Origin of the sequence: Nonomuraea typhae, from assembly GCF_009760925.1 — a bacterium.
GTDB classification, from domain to species: Bacteria; Actinomycetota; Actinomycetes; order Streptosporangiales; family Streptosporangiaceae; genus Nonomuraea; species Nonomuraea typhae.
Map to the genome: position 1 here is coordinate 174061 of NZ_VRLV01000001.1, position 19156 is coordinate 193216.

At 72.1% G+C, this 19156-nt stretch carries 21 protein-coding genes; 13 read left to right on the plus strand and 8 right to left on the minus strand.

Annotated features, from left to right (window positions below; genetic code table 11):
- The first annotated feature begins 5 nt into the window (after positions 1-5).
- Positions 6-860 (plus strand): NAD-dependent epimerase/dehydratase family protein, encoded by an 855-nt coding sequence (locus FVE25_RS00820; protein WP_157244411.1) that lies wholly within the window; start codon positions 6-8, stop codon positions 858-860.
- The gene (locus FVE25_RS00825) at positions 851-1798 is read left to right on the plus strand and encodes an aldo/keto reductase (RefSeq protein WP_157244412.1); all 948 of its coding nucleotides are present in this window, start codon (positions 851-853) and stop codon (positions 1796-1798) included. The genes FVE25_RS00820 and FVE25_RS00825 overlap by 10 nt, the downstream gene beginning before the upstream one ends.
- Here the strand turns inward: FVE25_RS00825 and FVE25_RS00830 are convergent.
- Complete coding sequence (locus FVE25_RS00830) at positions 1782-2732, minus strand: bifunctional adenosylcobinamide kinase/adenosylcobinamide-phosphate guanylyltransferase (RefSeq protein ID WP_157244413.1); 951 nt, start codon at positions 2730-2732, stop codon at positions 1782-1784. The genes FVE25_RS00825 and FVE25_RS00830 overlap by 17 nt on opposite strands.
- 125 nt (positions 2733-2857) lie before the next feature.
- A complete protein-coding gene (locus FVE25_RS54880; protein WP_157244414.1) occupies positions 2858-3361 on the minus strand; it encodes a GPS-CTERM domain-containing protein in 504 nt (167 codons plus the stop codon).
- Positions 3362-3445: 84 nt separating this feature from the next.
- Here FVE25_RS54880 and FVE25_RS00840 point away from each other — a divergent pair, with 84 nt between their 5' ends.
- Positions 3446-3652, plus strand: coding sequence for a hypothetical protein (locus FVE25_RS00840; RefSeq protein WP_157244415.1), 207 nt, complete (start codon positions 3446-3448; stop codon positions 3650-3652).
- A 52-nt stretch (positions 3653-3704) separates the two neighbouring features.
- On the opposite strand, the gene FVE25_RS00845 is transcribed toward FVE25_RS00840, so the two are convergent.
- Positions 3705-4703: an aldo/keto reductase family protein gene (locus tag FVE25_RS00845; protein ID WP_157244416.1), complete on the minus strand. Its 999-nt coding sequence runs from the start codon at positions 4701-4703 to the stop codon at positions 3705-3707.
- A gap of 80 nt (positions 4704-4783) precedes the next feature.
- On the opposite strand from FVE25_RS00845, the gene FVE25_RS00850 reads away from it, so the two are divergent.
- Positions 4784-5734, plus strand: coding sequence for an SMI1/KNR4 family protein (locus FVE25_RS00850; RefSeq protein ID WP_157244417.1), 951 nt, complete (start codon positions 4784-4786; stop codon positions 5732-5734).
- 27 nt (positions 5735-5761) lie between these two features.
- On the opposite strand, the gene FVE25_RS00855 is transcribed toward FVE25_RS00850, so the two are convergent.
- Complete coding sequence (locus tag FVE25_RS00855) at positions 5762-6379, minus strand: DUF3043 domain-containing protein (RefSeq protein WP_343046126.1); 618 nt, start codon at positions 6377-6379, stop codon at positions 5762-5764.
- A 150-nt stretch (positions 6380-6529) separates the two neighbouring features.
- On the opposite strand from FVE25_RS00855, the gene FVE25_RS00860 reads away from it, so the two are divergent.
- Genes FVE25_RS00860 through FVE25_RS00890 form a run of 7 tightly spaced genes read left to right on the plus strand, consistent with a single transcriptional unit; the run spans position 6530 to position 14323 of the window.
- A complete protein-coding gene (locus tag FVE25_RS00860) occupies positions 6530-7336 on the plus strand; it encodes a PspA/IM30 family protein (protein ID WP_246266486.1) in 807 nt (268 codons plus the stop codon).
- Entirely contained in the window at positions 7333-7611 is a 279-nt protein-coding gene (pspAA, locus tag FVE25_RS00865) for a PspA-associated protein PspAA (protein ID WP_157244419.1), read from the plus strand. Before FVE25_RS00860 ends, pspAA begins: the two co-directional genes overlap by 4 nt.
- Before the next feature lie 3 nt (positions 7612-7614).
- A complete protein-coding gene (htpX, locus tag FVE25_RS00870) occupies positions 7615-8505 on the plus strand; it encodes a zinc metalloprotease HtpX (protein WP_157244420.1) in 891 nt (296 codons plus the stop codon).
- On the plus strand, positions 8502-9059 hold the full coding sequence (gene pspAB / locus FVE25_RS00875) for a PspA-associated protein PspAB (RefSeq protein WP_157244421.1): 558 nt from the start codon (positions 8502-8504) through the stop codon (positions 9057-9059). Before htpX ends, pspAB begins: the two co-directional genes overlap by 4 nt.
- A gap of 31 nt (positions 9060-9090) precedes the next feature.
- Positions 9091-10455 carry an alpha/beta fold hydrolase gene (locus FVE25_RS00880; RefSeq protein WP_157244422.1) on the plus strand — a complete coding sequence of 455 codons (1365 nt, stop codon included), beginning with the start codon at positions 9091-9093 and terminating at the stop codon, positions 10453-10455.
- Positions 10456-10493: 38 nt separating this feature from the next.
- Entirely contained in the window at positions 10494-13667 is a 3174-nt protein-coding gene (lysX, locus tag FVE25_RS00885) for a bifunctional lysylphosphatidylglycerol synthetase/lysine--tRNA ligase LysX (RefSeq protein ID WP_246266488.1), read from the plus strand.
- 41 nt (positions 13668-13708) lie between these two features.
- Positions 13709-14323, plus strand: coding sequence for an SIMPL domain-containing protein (locus FVE25_RS00890; protein ID WP_246266490.1), 615 nt, complete (start codon positions 13709-13711; stop codon positions 14321-14323).
- 6 nt (positions 14324-14329) lie between these two features.
- On the opposite strand, the gene nadA is transcribed toward FVE25_RS00890, so the two are convergent.
- Positions 14330-15463, minus strand: coding sequence for a quinolinate synthase NadA (nadA, locus tag FVE25_RS00895; protein ID WP_157244425.1), 1134 nt, complete (start codon positions 15461-15463; stop codon positions 14330-14332).
- 153 nt (positions 15464-15616) lie between these two features.
- Here nadA and erpA point away from each other — a divergent pair, with 153 nt between their 5' ends.
- Complete coding sequence (erpA, locus tag FVE25_RS00900) at positions 15617-15970, plus strand: iron-sulfur cluster insertion protein ErpA (protein ID WP_157244426.1); 354 nt, start codon at positions 15617-15619, stop codon at positions 15968-15970.
- A 177-nt stretch (positions 15971-16147) separates the two neighbouring features.
- Positions 16148-17134: a carbohydrate kinase family protein gene (locus FVE25_RS00905; protein ID WP_157244427.1), complete on the plus strand. Its 987-nt coding sequence runs from the start codon at positions 16148-16150 to the stop codon at positions 17132-17134.
- Positions 17135-17184: 50 nt separating this feature from the next.
- Here the strand turns inward: FVE25_RS00905 and FVE25_RS00910 are convergent, their stop codons facing one another.
- The 3 genes from FVE25_RS00910 to FVE25_RS00920 are packed head-to-tail and all read right to left on the minus strand — an operon-like array spanning position 17185 to position 19050.
- Positions 17185-17619, minus strand: coding sequence for a CBS domain-containing protein (locus FVE25_RS00910; protein ID WP_157244428.1), 435 nt, complete (start codon positions 17617-17619; stop codon positions 17185-17187).
- A gap of 55 nt (positions 17620-17674) precedes the next feature.
- Positions 17675-17920 (minus strand): sulfurtransferase TusA family protein, encoded by a 246-nt coding sequence (locus tag FVE25_RS00915; RefSeq protein WP_157244429.1) that lies wholly within the window; start codon positions 17918-17920, stop codon positions 17675-17677.
- A complete protein-coding gene (locus FVE25_RS00920) occupies positions 17917-19050 on the minus strand; it encodes a cysteine desulfurase family protein (protein ID WP_157244430.1) in 1134 nt (377 codons plus the stop codon). The genes FVE25_RS00915 and FVE25_RS00920 overlap by 4 nt, the downstream gene beginning before the upstream one ends.
- Positions 19051-19156: the final 106 nt, after the last annotated feature.

Consider the following 19156-nt stretch of genomic DNA (forward strand, 5'->3'; position numbering starts at 1 on the left):
CGCCCATGAACGAGATCTGCGTCATCGGCGGCAGCCGGTACTTCGGCCGGAGGCTCCTCGAGATCCTTCGCGACCAGGGCGCCCGCGTCACCGTCGTCAACCGGGGCTCCGCCCCGGCCCCCGGCGGCGTCACCCATCTGAAGGCCGACCGGGGCGACGAGCGGGCGCTGCGGGAGGCGCTGGGCGGGCGCACGTTCGACGCCGTCGTCGACCAGGTCTGTTACACGCCCCTCCAGGCCGCCGCGGCCCTCCGGGTCTTCGAGGGCAGGACCCGGCGTTACGTCATGACCTCCACCGTCGAGGTCTACTCCGGCCTGGAGGGCGCCGGGCCGTACCGGGAGAGCGCCGTGCCGGCGCAGACCTGGCCCGTGAACCCGGACCTGCCCTGGCATGACGCCCGCTTCCTCGACGACCACTACGGCGAGGGCAAGCGGCAGGCCGAAGCCGTCCTTTCGCGGGCCGGGTTCGGCGTCGCCGTCGTGCGGACCGCGCACGTGCTCGGCGGCGACGACTTCACCGGCCGCCTGGCCCACTACGTCCGCCGGGTGCGCGCGGGCGAGCCCGTCGCCGTCCACGCCGACCCCCGGCCCGCCTCCTTCATCCAGGACCGCGAGATCGCCGCCTTCCTGGCCTGGGCCGCGCTGGGCGCCTTCACCGGCCCGGTCAACGCCTGCTCCCACGGCACATTGGACGTCCGCGAGCTGTGCGCGGCCATCGGGCGGCCCGTGTTCACCGCGGGCGCCTCGCCGTACTCCTTCGAACGCGACTACACCATGGACAACGGCCGGGCGAGCGCGCTCGGGTTCACCTTCTCCGACGTCCGCGACTGGCTGCCCGGGGTGGTGGCGGCATGCGCATGATCGCGGACGTCGAGATCGGGCCGGTGGGCCTCGGCGCCATGCCGCTGTCCATCGAAGGGCGCCCGGACGAGGCGCGGGCCGTCGCGACCGTCCACGCGGCCGTCGAGGCCGGGGTCACGCTCATCGACACCGCCGACTCCTACCACTGGCACGCCGGCGAGGCCGGCCACAACGAGCGACTGATCGCGCGGGCCCTGTCCGCGTACGGCGGGGCAGCCGAGGTCCTCGTGGCCACCAAGGGCGGCAGAGGGCGGCCGGGAGACGGCTCCTGGACCGTGAACGGCGACCCCCGCCACCTGCGCGGCGCCTGCGAAGCCTCGCTGCGGCGGCTCGGCGTGGAGGCGATCGGCCTCTACCAGCTCCACAAGCCCGACCCCGCCGTCCCCTTCGCCGACTCCGTGGGCGCCCTGCGCGACCTGCTGGACGCAGGCAAGATCCGGATGGCCGGGATCTCCAACGTCACCGTGGACCAGATCCGCGAGGCCGCGGACGTGCTCGGCGGCCGGCTGGCCTCGGTCCAGAACCGCTTCTCGCCCGCGGCACGGGACGCGGCGGACACGCTGGCGCTGTGCGCGGACCTGGGCGTGGCCTTCCTGCCCTGGAGCCCGCTGAGCGGCATCTCCCTGAGCGCCCTGGACACCCTGGACGACGCGCCCCCCAACACCCTGGACGGCACCACCCTCAACACCCCCAACACCCCGGACGGCGCGTCGTCTCACACCCCGCGCCGCCCCTTCCAGGCTTTCCACGAGATCGCCGCCGAGCGGGGCGTGAGCCCGCAGCGCGTCTGCCTGGCCTGGCACCTCGCGCTCGCCCCGAACGTCATCCCGATCCCCGGCGCCACCCGCCCGGCCACGATCCGCGACTCGGCGGCGGCCGGCGCGCTCACGCTGACGGACGGCGAACTCGCCCGCCTGAACCTCAGCCCAGCGGCGTGAGACGCCCCGCCACCACCAGCGCCACGTACTCGGACTCGGCGGCCAGCCGCTGGTTGAGCCGCCCGAGCGCGTCACGGAAGGCCCGCCCGCTGGCGGTGGCGGGCACCACCCCGAGACCCACCTCGTCCGAGACCGCCACGACCTCCTGCGGCGCCCGCCGCCAGGCCGCCACCAGTTCCTCGCACCGGCGCCACACGGGTTCCCCGGGCCCCTCCCAGGCGCCGTGCTCGTCGAAGACGGCCGCCAGCCAGGTGCCGAGCCCGTCGACGAGCAGCGGTGTGCGCGCCCGTGCGAGGACGCCGGCCAGGTCGGTGGTCTCCTCCGTCTCCCAGTGCGCGGGCCGCCGCTCGCGGTGCGCGCGCACCCGCGCGGCCCACTCCCCGTCCCCGTCGCCGGACGGCCCCGTCGCCACATAGGTCACGTACGGCTCGGCCGCCAGCCGCAACTCCGCCTCGGCCGACTTCCCCGACCGCGACCCGCCCAGCAGCAACGCCCGCCGCGGACGCGGCATCGGGGATCCGGCCACGTCGTCCAGGACCGTTCCATCGGGCACCGCCAGCGCCCCCCACAGGGCCAGCCGCCTGCCCAGTTCCTCCTCCGAACGCACCCGGTGGTCGAACCCCACGCCCACCACCCGCGTGCCCGCCCCGGCCAGCCCGGCCCGGCGCAGCTCCCCGAGCCGCTCCGGCCGCCCGGCCACGTCGAGCACCACGAGGTCGTACGGCCCGGCCGCATCGGCCTCCCGGCCGCAGCCGGGCTCGTAAAGCACCCGGAGCCCCCCGGCCGCATATGAGCCGGGGGAGACGGGCCGCCCGTCCACGAGGAGTCCGGCCGGTCGCCGGTGCCCCGCGGGCAGCGCCAGGCAGGAGGCGCACGCGCATCCCGGCTCCGGCCAGCCGCGCGGCCCCGCCGTACCGGAGAGCACGATCGTCACCGCGCCGAGCCTAGCGCTTCGAGCGGACGAGGCAGCCGAGCCCGGTGCCCGAGCGCACGAGCCAGGCGTCAGGCCCGGCGCCCGAGCGCCCGAGCGCCCGAGCGCCCGAGCGCCCGAGCGAGGCGTCAGGCACGGCGCCGGACGGCCAGGAGGACCACGGCTGCCAGCAGGATCAGCACCGCCACCCCACCGGCCAGCAGGGGGACGGGCGGGCCGGGCGGCGGCGCGGCCGGGTAGCCGTTCACCGCCGCCACCTCGCCCCGCGCGCCGGTCCGCACCTCGGCCACCTTGGCCGGCACCTGCGCGGCGGTGGCCCCCTCGTCGACGCGCACACAGGCGCGCACGGGCGCGGGCGGCCGCTCGCCGCGCTGCGCGTCCCCGAAGTCGATCACCACGGCCGCCTCCCGAAGAGAATCGGAGGGGCCGGCGCACTGCTCGACGTAGGTCATCCATCCCCGGCCGGGCGGTTCTCCCGCCCCGGCGGCGTAGCGCCACCCGATGAGGTCACCAGCCGAAACAGGGTCGTCGGGCCGCGCCGCCAGCCAGGCCGTGCCGTCGCTTTCCCACACGGTCCACCCGGGCGGCGAAGGCGTGCCGTCCGCGAGGAAGGCCCTCATTCTGCGCGGCATCGAAAAGCCTCCTCCAAGAGGGGAGTAAGGTTCCATTGCCGTCGGTAGGCGCACCGGCGAACCCGCGGAAAAGGAGCGTATGGCATGACATGGCGGTGGCGTTATGAGAATGCGAATGGTAACGAGGTAACGGACCGCCCCTTGCCGAGAGAAGTCTTTCCGAGCCAGGCAGACGCCGAGTCGTGGCTCGGGGAAAACTACCGCGAGCTGCTCGAGGCCGGTGTGGAACAGGTGGCTTTGCTGGAGGAGGACCGCGTCGAATACGCGGGAATGTCATTGCGCGCCGAGTAACGAAAAACCCCTTGAGTGACTCAAGGGGTTTTTGCCGGGCGCGGGAACCGGGCTACGGCCGCTTCTCCGGGCTCACCGTCTTGGCCGGGTCCCGCTCGACGATGGGGCCGAGGACGTCGTCGATGCGGCTCAGCACGTCGGCGTCCAGCTTGACGCCGGCCGCCTTGACGTTGTCCCGCACCTGCTCGGGCCGGGTGGCGCCGACGATGGCCGAGGCCACGTTCGGGTTCTGCAGGACCCAGGCGACCGCGAGCTGGGCCATGGTCAGGCCGTGGTCGGCGGCGATGGGCTTGAGGTCCTGGACGCGGGTGAGGACCTCGTCCTCCAGGAAGCGCGAGACGAACCCGGCTCCGGCCTCGGACGTGGCGCGCGAGCCCGCGGGCGGCGGCTGGCCGGGCTGGTACTTGCCGGTCAGGACGCCCTGCGCGATCGGCGACCAGACGATCTGGCTGATGCCCTCCTTCTCGCTCAGCGGCACGACCTCGCCCTCGATCACCCGCCACAGCATGGAGTACTGCGGCTGGTTGGAGACGATCCGGTCGAAGCCCATCTCGTCGGCGATCTTCAGCGCCTGCGCGATCTGGCCGGCGGTCCACTCGCTGACGCCCACGTACAGGACCTTGCCCTGGCGGACCAGGTCGTCGAACGTCTTGAGCGTCTCCTCCAGCGGCGTCTCGTAGTCGAAGCGGTGCGCCTGGTAGAGGTCGACGTAGTCGGTCTGCAGGCGGCGCAGCGACCCGTGGATGGACTCGGTGACGTGCTTGCGGGACAGGCCGCGGTCGTTGCGCCCGGGGCCGGTGGGCCAGTAGACCTTCGTGAAGATCTCCAGGGACTCCCGGCGCACCCCCTTCAGCGCCCGGCCCAGCACCTCCTCGGCCTTCGTGCCCGCGTAGACGTCAGCGGTGTCGAAGGTCGTGATGCCCTCGTCGAGCGCCGCCTGCACGCACTGCTTGGCGGCGTCCTCCTCGACCTGAGAGCCGTGGGTGATCCAGTTGCCGTAGCTGATCTCACTGACGAGGAGACCGCTGCGGCCGAGGTGACGGAATTCCATACGTCCGACCTTAGGCGGTCTTGGGTGGCCCGCCGACCGCAGGTCTGCCGGTGGCCCGGTTTCGGGATAGGGTGCCCGGCGTGCTGAAGCTCGCGCGGGTCGCGCTGACGGCCGCGATCCTGGTCGCGATCGGTGTACGGCTGCGCCGCCGCACCCGGATCCCGGAGCCGGTTCCCCCTCCCGCCCTGGCGCCGGTGGAATCGGCCGGGCCGAAGACGGGCATGTGGCTGGCCTGGGCGGTCATCGCCGCGGTCGTGGCGGTGACGATGGTCGTGGCGCTGATCCCGCCCCAGGAGACGGCGGAAGAGGCGGCGTGGGGCTGGACGGCGCGGTACGAGCAGCAGCAGCCGACGCCGCCCGAGGTGCCCGAGGTGCCCGAGGGGTCCGCCACGCCGCCGCCCACGGCCGCGCCCGAACTCCTCTCGGCCACCGAGCTCTCCCTCGCCCGCACCTCCGCCGAACCCGCCCCGAAGCCCGGCAGGCTCGGCGCCCAGGCCACCTGCACCCCTGTCAGGCGGCCCGTGCGGATCCGGCCGATCGACCCGGCCGTCGAACGCCGGGTCGCCAGGCAGTGGCGCCGGATCGAGCGCTGGCTCAAGGCCAACGCCCCGGTGTCCTACCGGGAGCTGCCCGGCCCGGGCAGGGCGCGCACGATCGCGATCGCCGAGTCGCAGATGGGCATGGACTTCCCCGACGGCCTGCGCGCCTCACTGCTGCGCCACAACGGCTCCGGCGTCCTGCAGGCGGGCGACCTGTCCATCCGCGGGATCCGCGACACCTGGCGGGAGCTGTGCCGCAAGCCGGAGTCGTGGTGGCTGCCCGGCTTCATCCCGGTCAAGTGGGACGAGTACGGCGGCATGGACGTGGCCAACCCGGGTGGCACCACGGTCCTCAGACTGGGCGGCATCACCACCGGCGTCACCGTCACCGCGGGCTCGTTCACGGAACTGCTCCGGCAGACCGCCGACGCCATGGAAGCCGACGAGGTCGGCATAGAGGACGGACGGGTCGTCTGGCCCCTGGAGTACTGACGGCGCCGCCGTACCCGGAAAGATCTCCTACTTCTTGGGCGGAACCGGCTTGCCGCCCGGCAGGAGCTGCGGGGGCGGGAAGCGCAGCTTGCGGATCTGCAAAGCCCGCATCGCCGCGTAGAACCCGACGCCCTTCATGCTCTCGCCCGGGAACTTGGCCGCCGCCTCCTTCTTCACCTTCCACGAGACGTAGACGGAGGTGAAGAGCACGCCGACCATCATGACCGGCCAGCCCGTCATCATCACCCAGAACAGGATCAGCTCACGCGTGCCCACGGGCCACGGGATCCAGGTCGCCAGCAGGATGAGCAGCGAGAACGGCAGGAAGTACTGGCTGGGCAGGCGGCGCGAGTCGACCCAGTCGCGGGCGAACTTGCGCGCGGGACCCCGGTCGCGGACCGGGTAGTACTTCTCGTCGCCGGCCAGCATGCCCTTGCGGGCGCGATCGCGCTCGGCGGCCTGCTTGGCCCGCATCTGCCGGTAGGCCTCTTTGCGATCCTTGGGCGCGGAGACCGGCTGGCGCCGTCTGCCTTCGGCATCCCGGCGCTTGGGAGTGGGACGACCTTTACCCTGGGGCTGGGCCTTAGGATCGTCAGTGGAGACGGGGGTGTCATCCACGGAGGTTTGGGAACGGCGTCGCAACACAACGTCAACCCTACCTGTACTGCAACTTAGTGACGCCCTCGTGCGTTATGCGTAGGGTAATCCCAAGGCGGCTGCGCTGCAGTGGGTGACCAACAGCACGACCTAAGAAGGGGACGGCCGACGCGCATGAGCGTGATGAAGAGACTTTCAATGATCTTCAAGTCCAAGGCCAACAAGGCCCTGGACAAAATGGAGGATCCGCGCGAGACCCTCGACTACTCGTACCAGCGTCAGCTTGAGCTGTTGCAGAAGGTACGCAGGGGCGTGGCCGACGTCGCCACTTCCCGCAAGCGGGTCGAACTGCAGATCAACGGCCTGGAGGGGCAGGCCAGGAAGCTTGAGGACCAGGGCCGCAAGGCGCTGTCGGTGGGCCGCGAGGACCTCGCGCGCGAGGCGCTGAGCCGCCGCTCCGGCCTGCAGACGCAGATTGCCGATCTGCGGATCCAGCACGACAACCTGCAGGCCGAGGAGGAGAAGCTCACCACGGCCTCCCAGCGGCTGCAGGCCAAGGTCGACTCCTTCCGCACGAAGAAGGAGACGATCAAGGCCACCTACACCGCCGCCGAGGCGCAGACGCGCATCAACGAGGCGTTCTCCGGCATCTCCGAGGAGATGGGCGACGTCGGCCTGGCGATCCAGCGCGCCGAGGACAAGACCGCGCAGATGCAGGCTCGGGCGGGGGCCATCGACGAGTTGCTGGCCAGCGGCGCGCTCGACGACTTCAGCGGCACCCGCGGCGACGACATCCAGGCCGAGCTCGACCGCATGGGCGGCGGCATGGACGTCGAGCTGGAGCTGGCCCGCATGAAGGCCGAGCTCGGGCAGGGCCCGGCGCCGCAGTCCTCGATCGAGCAGGGCCAGCAGCAGTCGGCCCCGCAGCCGGCTCAGCAGCCCCAGCAGCAGCCCCAGCCTCAGCAGCAGACGCAGCAGTTCCCGCGGCAGGGGGAGGGCGCATGATCGTCCGGATCATGGGCGAGGGTCAGGTGGAGATCTCCGCCGACGACATCGCCGTGCTCAACGAACTCGACAGCGAGCTGGAGTCGGCGATCGTGGCCGACGACGAGGCGAGCTTCCGGGTCAAGCTGCACGCCCTGCTCGACAAGGTGCGTCACGTGGGCAAGACGCTTCCCGACGACAGCCTTGAGCCGTCAGAGCTGATCCTTCCCCCCGCGGACGCCTCGATCGAGGAGGTCCGGGAGATGCTGGGCGATCAGGGCCTGATTCCTGGGTAGCCCGTGCGCACGCGGTTCGCGTCCGACCGCGGCCTCACCCGCCGCATGGTCGTGACGATGTTCCTGCTCGGGTTGCTGTACGTCGCCTTCGTCGGCGTCCTCATCGCGCTGGGTGTGAGGGCGCTGACCGTGCTGCTCATCGCCGGTGTCATGCTGTTCGCGCAGTACTTCCTGTCCGACCGGATCGCGTTGTTCGCGATGGGCGGGCGGGAAGTCTCCCCTCAGGAGGCGCCGGAGCTGCACGGCATGATCGACCGGCTGTGCGCGATGGCCGACATGCCGAAGCCCCGCGTGGCCGTCGCCGACTCCGACGTGCCCAACGCCTTCGCCACCGGCCGCAACCGGAAGAAGTCCGTCGTCTGCGTGACGACCGGCATCCTGCGCCGCCTGGAGCCCCAGGAGCTCGAAGGGGTGCTGGCCCACGAGCTGTCGCACGTCGCCCACCGTGACGTGGCGGTGATGACGATCGCCTCGTTCCTCGGCATCCTGGCCGGTCTGATGACCAGGTTCGCGCTCTACGCCGGTCTCGGGCGCCGCGACGACCGGGGCGGCCTGCCCATCGGCCTGATCATCCTGCTGGTCTCCGTCGCCGTCTACGCGGTCAGCTTCCTGCTGACCCGCGCCCTGTCCCGCTATCGGGAGCTGGCCGCCGACCGCGCCGGAGCGCTGCTCACCCAGCGGCCCTCCGCCCTGGCCAGTGCGCTGACCAAGGTGAGCGGCGAGATCGCCAGGATCCCGACCCGCGACCTGCGCGAGGCCCAGCCGTTCAACGCCTTCTACTTCGCCCCGGCCCTGACCGGGGGAGAGACGCTGGCGAACCTGTTCTCCACCCACCCGCCGCTGCAGAAGCGCCTGGACAACCTCGCGAAGATCTCCGCGGAGCTGGGAAGATGAGGTGGCTGGACGCCCTGCTCGGCAGGACCAGAGCGGTCACGCCCAACCTCGACGCGCTGTTCGCGCTGCCGTCGGCCGCGGTGACGCTGCAGGCCGCGACCGGCCTGGCGCCGACCGGGCTGGGGTCGGTGTGCTTCCGCGCCGCCGAGGGCAGCGCGTTCGCCGCGCTGGAGAACGACGTGCGGGCCCTGCTCGGCGAGCGGGTCGAGCGCTCGGCCGACGCCTACGGCTACACCTGGCTGCTGGTACGGCGGGCGCCTTCGGACCTCGCCGGCCTGGTGACCGAGCTGCACGCGGTGAACTCCTCCCTGGAGGGCGCCGGATTCGGCCCGTCGCTGCTGTGCTCGCTGGTGTCGTTCGACGGCCCCGGCGGGCGCCGCCTGGCCGTGATCTACCTGTACAAGCGCGGCACCTTCTACCCCTTCGCCCCGCTGCCCGGCGAGCGGCGCGACAACGCGCTGGAGCTGCAGGCCAGGGGCGTGCTGGCCGGTGAGCTGCCGCTGGAGGAGGACCTGTCGCGCTGGTTCCCCGTCTGGGGCGCCCCCGGGCTCTGAGCGATATCACCCACAGTGATCTAATGATCACGTGGAGCGTCGATTGATCGTGGTGTCGGCCTGCGCGTTCATCGTGGCGGCCGTGCTGTACAGCGCCTGGGTGCCCGGCCAGTTCGCCAACCCGGCCGTGGATCGCACCGAGGGCTACCTGAGCGAGCTGGCCGCCCGCGACCAGTCGTGGTCGGCGTTGTTCCGGGCCGCCGACGCGCTGGCGGGGCTGGCCTGCGTGCTGGGCGTGGCGCTGGCCCCCCGGGTACGCGCCGAATGGCCGGGCTGGCTGGCCATGGCGGCGTTCGGGCTGCTCACGGCGGCCGACAGCGCCGTCCCGCTGGACTGCGCGCTCATCAGCAGCCCGGCCTGCGAACGGGCCCCGCACACCCTCGCCCACCACCTGCACACCTACACCAGCGCGCTGGCCTCGGCCGCCTCCCTGGTCGCGATGCTGCTGCTGGCCAGGGCCTGGCGCACCCGCACCGCCAGGTTCCTGGCCGGGGCCTACACGCTGGCCACCGTGCTCACGCTGGTGGCGGCCGCCGCCGGTCACCTCGTCGGCGTGGCCCAGCGCGCCCAGGTCGCCGTGATCGCGCTCTGGCTCGTCTACGTGGCCGCCCGCCTGCTGGCCGCCCCCCAGGACGAGCCCGGACACGCCCGCCCGCACGTGGTCGAGGACGGCCGTGGCCCCGCCGTCCTGGTGGCCGCCGGCATGGGCGGCGCCTGGTTCCACTGGGACGCCGTCGCCGCCGGCCTGGCCCCCGCGCACCGGGTGATCCGCTTCGACCGCCCCGGACTCGGCCGCAGCCCCGCCGCGCCGGAGCCGCCCACGCTGTACGGCGAAGCCGCCCGCCTGGCCGCGCTGGCGCCCTCGCACCCGGAGAAGGTCGCGGTGATCGCCCATTCGGTGGCCGCCTGGCACGCCGAGGCGTTCGCCCGCCTGCACCCGCTGCGCGTCTCGCGGGTGGTGCTGGTGGACCCGAGCTGCCGGGAGAGGCCGGGCCGTGGCACCTCGGGGCCGGGCCGGGCGCTGGGCCGCTGGCTGCCGGCGTTCGGCGGGACGTGGGCGGCGGCGGCGCTGGCCCGGTGCGTCGGCCCGCTGGCCCACCGGCTGGCCGGTGGCGGCGGCGACCCCGCGGGCGTCTACCGGGAGGGCAGGGTGCTGGCGGCCGCCGCGGGGGAGTGGCTGGCCTTTCGCGACATGGCCGCCGACCTGGAGGAGATTCGGCGCGAGCATCCCTATCCGCCCGTGCCGACGCTGGTCATCACGGCCGGCCGTACCGACGGATGCCAGGAGCGGCTGGCCCGCTCGCTCGGCGCGGACCACGTGCGGCTGCCCAAGGCGGGACATCAGGTTCAGCTTGACGCTCCCGAGGCCATCACCAGGCCATTTAACGGAGAGTAGCCGGGTATGTCCGGACAATGAGGTCGAGGCTGGGGTGGATGCCGAGGGTCCTGGCGGGGATCCTCGCCGCCCTGGCCGCCTATTGCGCGCTCATCGCGCTCGTCCGGCCGCTGCGCGTCCTGCTGCGCCCCCTCACCCAGGCGTTCACCGACTTCGTCTTCCCCGCCGAGCCCAACCTGGCCTACGCCGTCTTCCTCGCGCTGCTGGCCGGGGCCGTCGCGCGGCGCAAGCGGATCGCCTACCGGCTGCTGCTCCTCTTCCTGGGCATCACGCTGCTGGGGCTGGCTCTGTACGGGGTGGTGGTGTGGGAGCTGCCCGAGGAGGGTGACGAGCCGCTGTGGGTGGTGCTGGCCAACCTCGGCTTCACGGTGGTCATGCTCGGGCTGCTGGTGGCCGCGCGCAAGGAGTTCTTCGCCAGGACGCAGCGCGCCGCCGTCCGCAAGGCGCTGCTGACCCTGCTGGCCGGGCTGCTGGTCTCCGTCGGCGTCGGCTACGCGCTCATCATGGCCTTCCCCGGCACGCTGCGCGCCTCCGACCGGCTGCAGTGGGTGATCGAGAAGGCGCTCGGCGGCGCGCTCATCCTCGACTTCGACCGCCGGGGGTACGGCCCCGCCTGGGTGGCCTTCGTCATCGGCCTGCTCAGCGCCGTCGCGCTGCTGTGGGCGTTCACCGTGCTGTTCCGCTCGCAGCGGGCCATCGCCGAACTCCTGCCCGGGGACGAGGCCGGGATCCGCGAGCTGCTGGCCGCCCACGGCGAGCGCGACTCGCTCGGCTACTTCGCCACCCGCCGCGACCGGGCCGCGATCTTCTCGCCCAGCGGCAAGAGCGCCGTCTCCTACCGGGTCGTCGCCGGCGTCAGCCTCGCGGGCGGCGACCCGATCGGCGACGCCGAAGCCTGGGAGCCGGCCATCGCCCGCTGGCGGCGGCAGGCCGAGGAGTACGGCTGGACCCCCGCCGCCATCGGCGCCGGCGAGGAGGGCGCCCGCGCCTACGCCCGCGCCGGGCTCAAGGTCCTGCAGCTCGGCGACGAGGCCGTGCTGCACGTCGCCGCCTTCACCCTCGAGGGCCGCGAGATGCGCGGCGTACGGCAGGCGGTCAACCGTGTCCGCCGCGCCGGATACACCTTGCGCGTGCGCCGTCATGCCGAGCTGTCCCCGGAGGAGATGCGCAGCGTCATCGCCAGAGCCGACGCCTGGCGCGACACCGAGACCGAGCGCGGCTTCTCCATGGCGCTCGGCCGCCTCGGCGACCCGGCCGACGGCCGCTGCGTGCTCGTCGAGGCGCTGAGCGCAGACGGCGACGAGGCGGCGATCCTGTCGTTCGTGCCCTGGGGCGAGCGCGGGCTCTCCCTCGACCTCATGCGCCGCGACCGGGACGCCGACAACGGGCTCATGGAGTTCATGGTCGCCGGCCTGGCCGAGCGGGCGCCCGGCATCGGCGTCGAGCGCGTCTCGCTCAACTTCGCCGTCTTCCGCGCCGCCTTCGAGGAGGGCGCCAGGATCGGCGCCGGGCCGGTGCTGCGGGCCTGGCGCCGGTTGCTGCTGTTCTTCTCGCGCTGGTGGCAGCTGGAGTCGCTCTACCGCTCCAACGTGAAGTACCGGCCCGAGTGGGTGCCGCGCTTCCTGGCCTACGCCGACACCCGCGACCTGCCCAAGGTCGGCCTGGCCTCGGCGATCGCCGAAGGGTTCCTGGCCGGGCCCAGCCTGCCCACGCTGCTGAGCCGCGGCGAGGGCAGGGCCCCGGTGGCCCTTCCCGCTCCGGTCGCGGCCCCGGCCGAGCCCGTGCCCACGCGCCGCCGGGAGCAGGACGAGGTCCGCGCGGGCAAGCTGGCGCTGGTGGCCGAGCCGTACCCGGCGGGCTTCCCGCGCACGCACACGACGGCGCAGGCGGCCCGGACCGGCGAGCGGGTGGCGGTGGCGGGCCGGGTCATGCTCGTGCGCGACCACGGCGGCATCCTGTTCGCCACGCTGCGCGACTGGGCGGGGGAACGGCAGGTCATGATCACCGATCCCGGGCTGCTGGCGGACTGGCGGCGGGTGGTGGACCTGGGCGATCACGTCGGGGTGCGCGGCGAGGTCACCCGCTCGGACAAGGGCGAGATCTCGGTCCTGGCGCAGGACTGGACCCTCACCGGCAAGTGCCTGCACCCGCTGCCCGGCAAACGCCGCGGGCTGAGCGACCCCGAGGCCCGCGTGCGCCGCCGCCACCTGGACCTGATCACCTCCGACGCCGCGCGGGAGATGCTGCGGGTGCGCGCCGCCGCGGTCCACGCGCTGCGCGACGGCCTGGTACGGCGGGGCTTCCTGGAGGTGGAGACCCCGATCCTGCAGCCGGTCCACGGAGGGGCCGCCGCCCGCCCGTTCCGCACGCACATCAACGCCTACGATCTCGACCTGTACCTGCGGATCGCGCCGGAGCTGTATCTCAAGCGGCTGTGCGTGGGCGGCGTGGAGCGGGTCTTCGAGCTGGGCCGGACCTTCCGCAACGAGGGCGTCTCGCACAAGCACAACCCGGAGTTCACGATGCTGGAGGCATACCAGGCGTATGCCGATTACCACGACATGCTGGAGCTGGCGCGATCGCTGATCCAGGAGGCCGCGGAAGCCGCGCTCGGGGGACACGTCGTGCAAGGAGTTGATATTTCGGGACAATGGCCGGTCGTGCCGGTCAACGAGGCCATCTCCGCGGCGGCCGGCGAGCCGGTCACCGCCGACACCGGGCCGCGGGAGCTGCGCAAGCTCTGTGACCGCCTCGGCGTGCCGTACCACCCCACGTGGCGGCGCGGCGAGCTGGTGCTGGAGCTGTACGAGCGGCTGGTCGAGGCGCGCACCACCGCCCCGGTCTTCTACGTCGGCTTCCCCGCCGACGTCTCGCCGCTGGCCCGCCCGCACCGCGACGACCCCCGCCTGGCCGAGCGCTGGGACCTGGTCGCCTTCGGGGCCGAGCTCGGCACCGCCTACTCCGAACTGGCCGACCCGATCGAGCAGCGCCGCCGCCTGGCCGAGCAGTCGCTGCTGGCCGCCGGGGGCGACCCCGAGGCGATGGAGCTGGACGAGGAGTTCCTGGGCGCGCTGGAGTACGCCATGCCGCCGACCGGTGGGCTCGGTCTCGGCGTGGACCGGCTGGTCATGGTGCTGACCGGCGCGCCCATCAGGCAGACGCTGCTGTTCCCGCTGACGCGGCCCATGGGGGAGCGGCGTCCGCTGGGGTAGTCTGGCCCGGGATCATGGACTCGGCTCCCGAGGGGGTAGACGTGGACACGGCCAGCCAGCAGATCACCGTGGTCGGTCAGGGCGTGGTCTCGGCCGTGCCCGACGTGATGCGGCTCAACGCCGGCGTCGAGGTGCGCAAGGCGGGCGCGGGAGAGGCGTTCGCCGGAGCCCGCGCCGCCGCGGTCCGGCTCACCCGCACGCTGGCGGAGGCGGGCATCGCCGCCAAGGACCTGCGCACCAGCGAGCTGTCGCTGGGTCCCGAGTACGAGAACTATCCGAAGGTCTCCGCCTACCGCGCCGCCCAGGGCGTCGAGGCGGTGATCCGCGACCTCTCCCAGGCCGATCGGATCATCGACCTCGTGGCCTCGATCGGTGAGGAGGCCAGGCTCAACGGCGTGAGCTTCGAGATCTCCGACCCGGTCAAGGCGCTCAGGGACGCCCGCGACCGGGCCTTCCACGACGCCAGGGGCAAGGCCGAGCAGTACGCGCGGCTGTCCGGCCGCCCGCTCGGCCAGGTCGTGGCCATCACCGAGGAGGTCGAGGGGCCGCCGCGGCCGATGATGATGGCCGCGGCGGCCGCCGAGCAGTCCTCGATCAGCCCCGGCGAGCAGAGCGTCTCGGTGGCCGTCCGGGTCGTCTACTCCTTCGGCGCCTGATCGGTCTTACGGCAGGGCCAGCATGCGGTCGAGCGCGACCTTGGCCCAGTGGGCGGTGTCCGGGTCGACGGTGATCTGGTTGACCGTCTCGCCGAGCGCCAGCGACTCCAGCGCCCACACCAGGTGCGGCAGGTCGATCCGGTTCATCGTCGAGCAGTAGCAGACCGTCTTGTCCAGGAACGAGACGTTCTTGTCGGGGAACATCCAGCCCAGCCGCTTGACCAGGTTCAGCTCGGTGCCGACGGCCCAGCTGGAGCCGGCCGGGGCGGCCTGGAGCGTCTTGATGATGTGCTCGGTCGAGCCGACGTGGTCGGCCTTCAGCACCACCTCGTGCCGGCACTCCGGGTGCACCAGCACGTTGACGCCCGGGATGCGCTCGCGCACGTCGTCCACCGCCTCGGGGGTGAAGCGCCCGTGCACCGAGCAGTGGCCCTTCCACAGGATCATTCTCGCCTCGGCGACCTTGCTCATGTCGTTGGGCCGGTGCGGGTTCCACACCACGCAGTCCTCCAGCGACATGCCCATCTCCAGCACCGCGGTGTTGCGGCCCAGGTGCTGGTCGGGCAGGAACAACACCTGCTTGCCCTGCGCGAAGGCCCACTCCAGCGCCCGCCTGGCGTTGGAGGAGGTGCACACCACGCCGCCGTGCCGTCCGCAGAACGCCTTGATGTCGGCGCTGGAGTTCATGTATGTGACAGGGATCACATCGCCGGCCAGGCCCGCGTCCTCCAGCGCCTCCCAGCACTCCTCGACCTGGTCGAACGTGGCCATGTCCGCCATCGAGCAGCCCGCGGCCAGGTCGGGCAGCACGACCCGCTGCGACGGCGAGGTCAGGATGTCGGCCGACTCGGCCATGAAGTGCACGCCGCAGAAGACGATGAACTCGGCCTCGGGCCGGGCGGCGGCCTGCTGGGCGAGCTTGAAGGAGTCGCCGGTCACGTCGGCGAACTGGATGACCTCGTCCCGCTGGTAGTGGTGGCCGAGGACGAACACCCGCTCGCCCAGGGCCTCCTTGGCCTTGCGGGCCCGCTCGACAAGGTGAGGGTCGGAGGCCGGGGGAAGCTCGCCGGGACAGTCGACGCCGCGCTCGCTCCCCGCGTCGGCGCCCCTGCCGAGGATGAACAGCTGGGTGGTGGTCATGTCCAAGCCCCTTATCGTCGAAGTGACGATACTCATCATGGCATACGGCCTGCGGCGGTTTGTCCCGGGTCGTGGAACCGGGAATGCGTAGAGTCCGGCCGGTGTTGATAGCGTCTTAGTAGGAAGTCAGAAACAGACCGCGGGAGTTCGCACATGACGGTTGAGAGCAGCGAGACCACGACGCAGGGCCTGATCCTGACGGACGCGGCCGCCGCCAAGGTCAAGGGCCTGCTCGAGCAGCAGGGCGAGGAAGGTCTGCAGCTTCGCGTTGCCGTACAGCCCGGTGGCTGTTCCGGCCTGCGCTACCAGCTCTTCTTCGACGACCGCTCGATGGACGGCGACGTTGTGACCGACTTCAGTGGGGTTGGCGTGGTGACGGATCGGATGAGCGCTCCGTACCTCATGGGCGCCACGATCGACTTCGTCGACACCATTGAGAAGCAGGGCTTCACCATCGACAACCCGAACGCCACCGGCTCCTGCGCCTGTGGCGACTCCTTCAACTAAGAGGGCGTCCACAAAGAATCCGCCCCGGAGCCCGGAAAGGCGCCGGGGCCCATGGTCATATCCGGCCGGCATTTGCGCCGGAGCGCGGGAGGCCGCGTTCACCTTGGTGTGAACGTGGCCTTCGCATATCCTCGTGAAGCTCAACTTGGCTTGCAGACAACGAGGAAGAAGAATCCCGTGCGCATCGCCGTCACCGGCTCCATCGCGACAGACCATCTGATGACGTTCCCCGGAAGCTTCGGGGACCAGCTCATCGCCGAGCAACTGGACCGGGTGTCACTCTCGTTCCTGGTCGACGACCTGCAGATCCGGCGGGGAGGTTGCGCGGCCAACATCGCCTTCGGCATGGGCTGTCTGGGACTCAATCCCATCCTGATCGGCGCGGTCGGCTCCGACTTCGCCGACTACCGCTCCTGGCTCGAGCGGCACGGCGTCGACTGTGAGTCCGTGCACGTCTCGGAGGCTCACCACACCGCCAGGTTCCTGTGCACCACGGATGAGCACCACAACCAGATCGCCTCGTTCTACACCGGCGCCATGGCCGAGGCGCGGAACATCGAGCTGCAGCCCGCCGTCGCGCGGGTGGGCGGTCTCGACCTCGTGCTGATCAGCCCGAACGACCCCGACGCCATGCTCAGGCACACCGACGAGTGCCGCCAGCGCGGCATCCCCTTCGCCGCCGACATCTCCCAGCAGCTGGCCCGCATGGCCGACGAGCAGATCCGCTCGCTCGTCGACGGCGCCGCCTACCTCTTCTCCAACGACTACGAGAAGGGCCTGATCGAGCAGAAGACCGGCTGGTCGGACGAGGAGATCCTCGACCGCGTCGGTGTGCGCGTCACCACGCTCGGCCCCAAGGGCGCGGTCATCGACCGCAAGGGCGAGCCGTCCATCCAGGTCGCCCCCGCCCCCGAGCGCGGCAAGGCCGACCCGACGGGCGTCGGCGACGCCTTCCGCGCCGGCTTCCTGTCCGGCCTGGCCTGGGACCTGCCCCTGGAGCGGTGCGGGCAGATCGGCAACCTGACCGCCACCCACGTGCTCGAGCGCGTCGGCGGCCAGGAGTACGAGCTCGGCCAGAAGACCTTCCTGGAGCGCTTCGCCGCCGCCTACGGCCAGGAGGCCGTCGCCGACATCGCCGAGCGCATCCGCTGCCACTACGCCTGACCGCCGTCCGGGGGACCTGCGGCCAGGCCCGCCAGGTCCCCGCGTGACCGTTAGCCCCCCGCGTAGATGCGGTGCACGAACGTGGCCAGCTGGTCGTCCGGCAGGTGCTTGGCCAGATCCGCCTCGCTGATCATGCCGATGATGCGGTGGTTCTCGATCACCGGCAGGCGGCGGATCTGGTTCTCCTCCATGCGGGCCAGCGCCTCCTCGACCGTGGCGTCGGCGGGCACCCAGACGAGCCCGGTCGCCAGATCCCCGGCGGTGACCCGGGCGGGGTCGTGGCCGGCGGCCACGCACTTGGTGACGATGTCGCGGTCGGTGATGATGCCCTTGAGCCGGTCGTCGGAGCCGCAGATCGGCAGTGCCCCCACGCCCAGGTCGCGCATCATCTGGGCCGCGCGGTCCAGGGTCTCGTGGGCGGCGATGCACTCCACGCCCGGGTTCATCAGGTCACGGGCGGTCTCGTGCGGATGTCCAGCAGTCATCGTTTCCCCCGAAATGAGATGACATTCCGGGGACGTTCCTACCCAATATCCCAGGTCAGTAATTGCGCCGCACGTGGATGGCCCAGCCGCCCTGCGGCAGTTCGTACGTCCCCACGTGCGGATGGGACTTCAGCCGGCACCAGGCGGGCACGTCGGTGTAGGCCGCCGGATCGTCGGCCAGCACCGCCACCACCGCGTTCAGCGGGACGTAGTTGATCTGCTCGGCGAGCATGATGATCGGGATCGGGCACTTCTTCCCCAGTGCGTCGATGGTCAGTGCCGGCTGGGTCACCTCGGTCATGCCACTCCTGCGTCCCGGCGGATGCGGCGCACCGTCTCGGGCAGGATCTCCAGGAACCTGTCCACGTCGGCAGCGGAAGCGCCCCGGGGCAGCGAGACCCTGACGTTCCCGTGCGTCAGCACGCCCATCGCCTCCAAAACATGCGATGGTCGAAGCGTACTCGCGGTGCACGAGCTGCCGGACGATACCGCGAATCCCGCCTTGTCCAGCTCGGTGAGCAGCGCCTCCCCGTCAACGTACATGCACGAGAACGTCACGACATGCGGAATCCGGTCAACGGGATCCCCGATCACCTCCACATCGGGAACGATCTTCGGTACGGTCTCCCTGATCTTGTCCACGAGCGCGGAGAGCCGGGACCGCTCCTGGGCCGCCTCGGCGGTCATCGCCCGCAGCGCCGCGGCGGCCGCCACGATGGCCGGCACGTTCTCGAACCCCGGCACCCGGCGGCGCTCGCGCTCGTCCTCCGGCAGGAACGAGCGGAACCTGCTGCCCTTGCGCACCGCCAGCACGCCCACCCCGGCCGGGCCGCCCCACTTGTGCGCGCTGGCCATGAGCACCGACCAGCCCTCCGGGATCGGCAGCCGCCCCGCGCTCTGGGCCGCGTCCACCAGCAGCGGGACCCCGTGCTCCCGGCAGGCCGCCGCCGCCTCGGCCACCGGCTGGAGGGTGCCGACCTCGTGGTTGGCCGTCTGCAGGCAGGCGGCAGCCGTACCCTCGCGGGCGACCGCCTCGGTGAAGGCGGCCAGATCGACGCGGCCGCTCAGCCCGACGCCGACCGTCTCCACCGTGCCGCCGTCGCGTTCGTGCAGGCCGGCGGCGTGCAGCACGCTGGAGTGCTCGACCGCGCCGGTCACCAGACGGCGTCCGGCCCTGCGCCGCCCGTGTAGGGTGCCGAGCACGCCCAGATGCACGGCCTGCGTCCCGGACGAGGTGAACGACACCTCATCCGGCCGCGCGCCGAGCGCCTCGGCCACCTCCGTGCGTGCCTGCTCGAGCAGCAGATGCGCGCGGCGGGCCTGGTTGTAGAGCCGCGCCGGGTCGGCCCAGCCGACGTCGAGGGCCGCCAGATACGCCTCGCGTGCCTGGGGGTGCAGCGGCTCCGTGGAAGCCGCGTCGAAGTACGCCACGCGACTTATCGTCCCACTCCCGGCGCGCCATCGAGGGGGCGGGCGGGAGGGCGAGGCCCTTCCACGCTACTGTGTCTGCAATCAGCTGTGCATTTGGAAATACGAG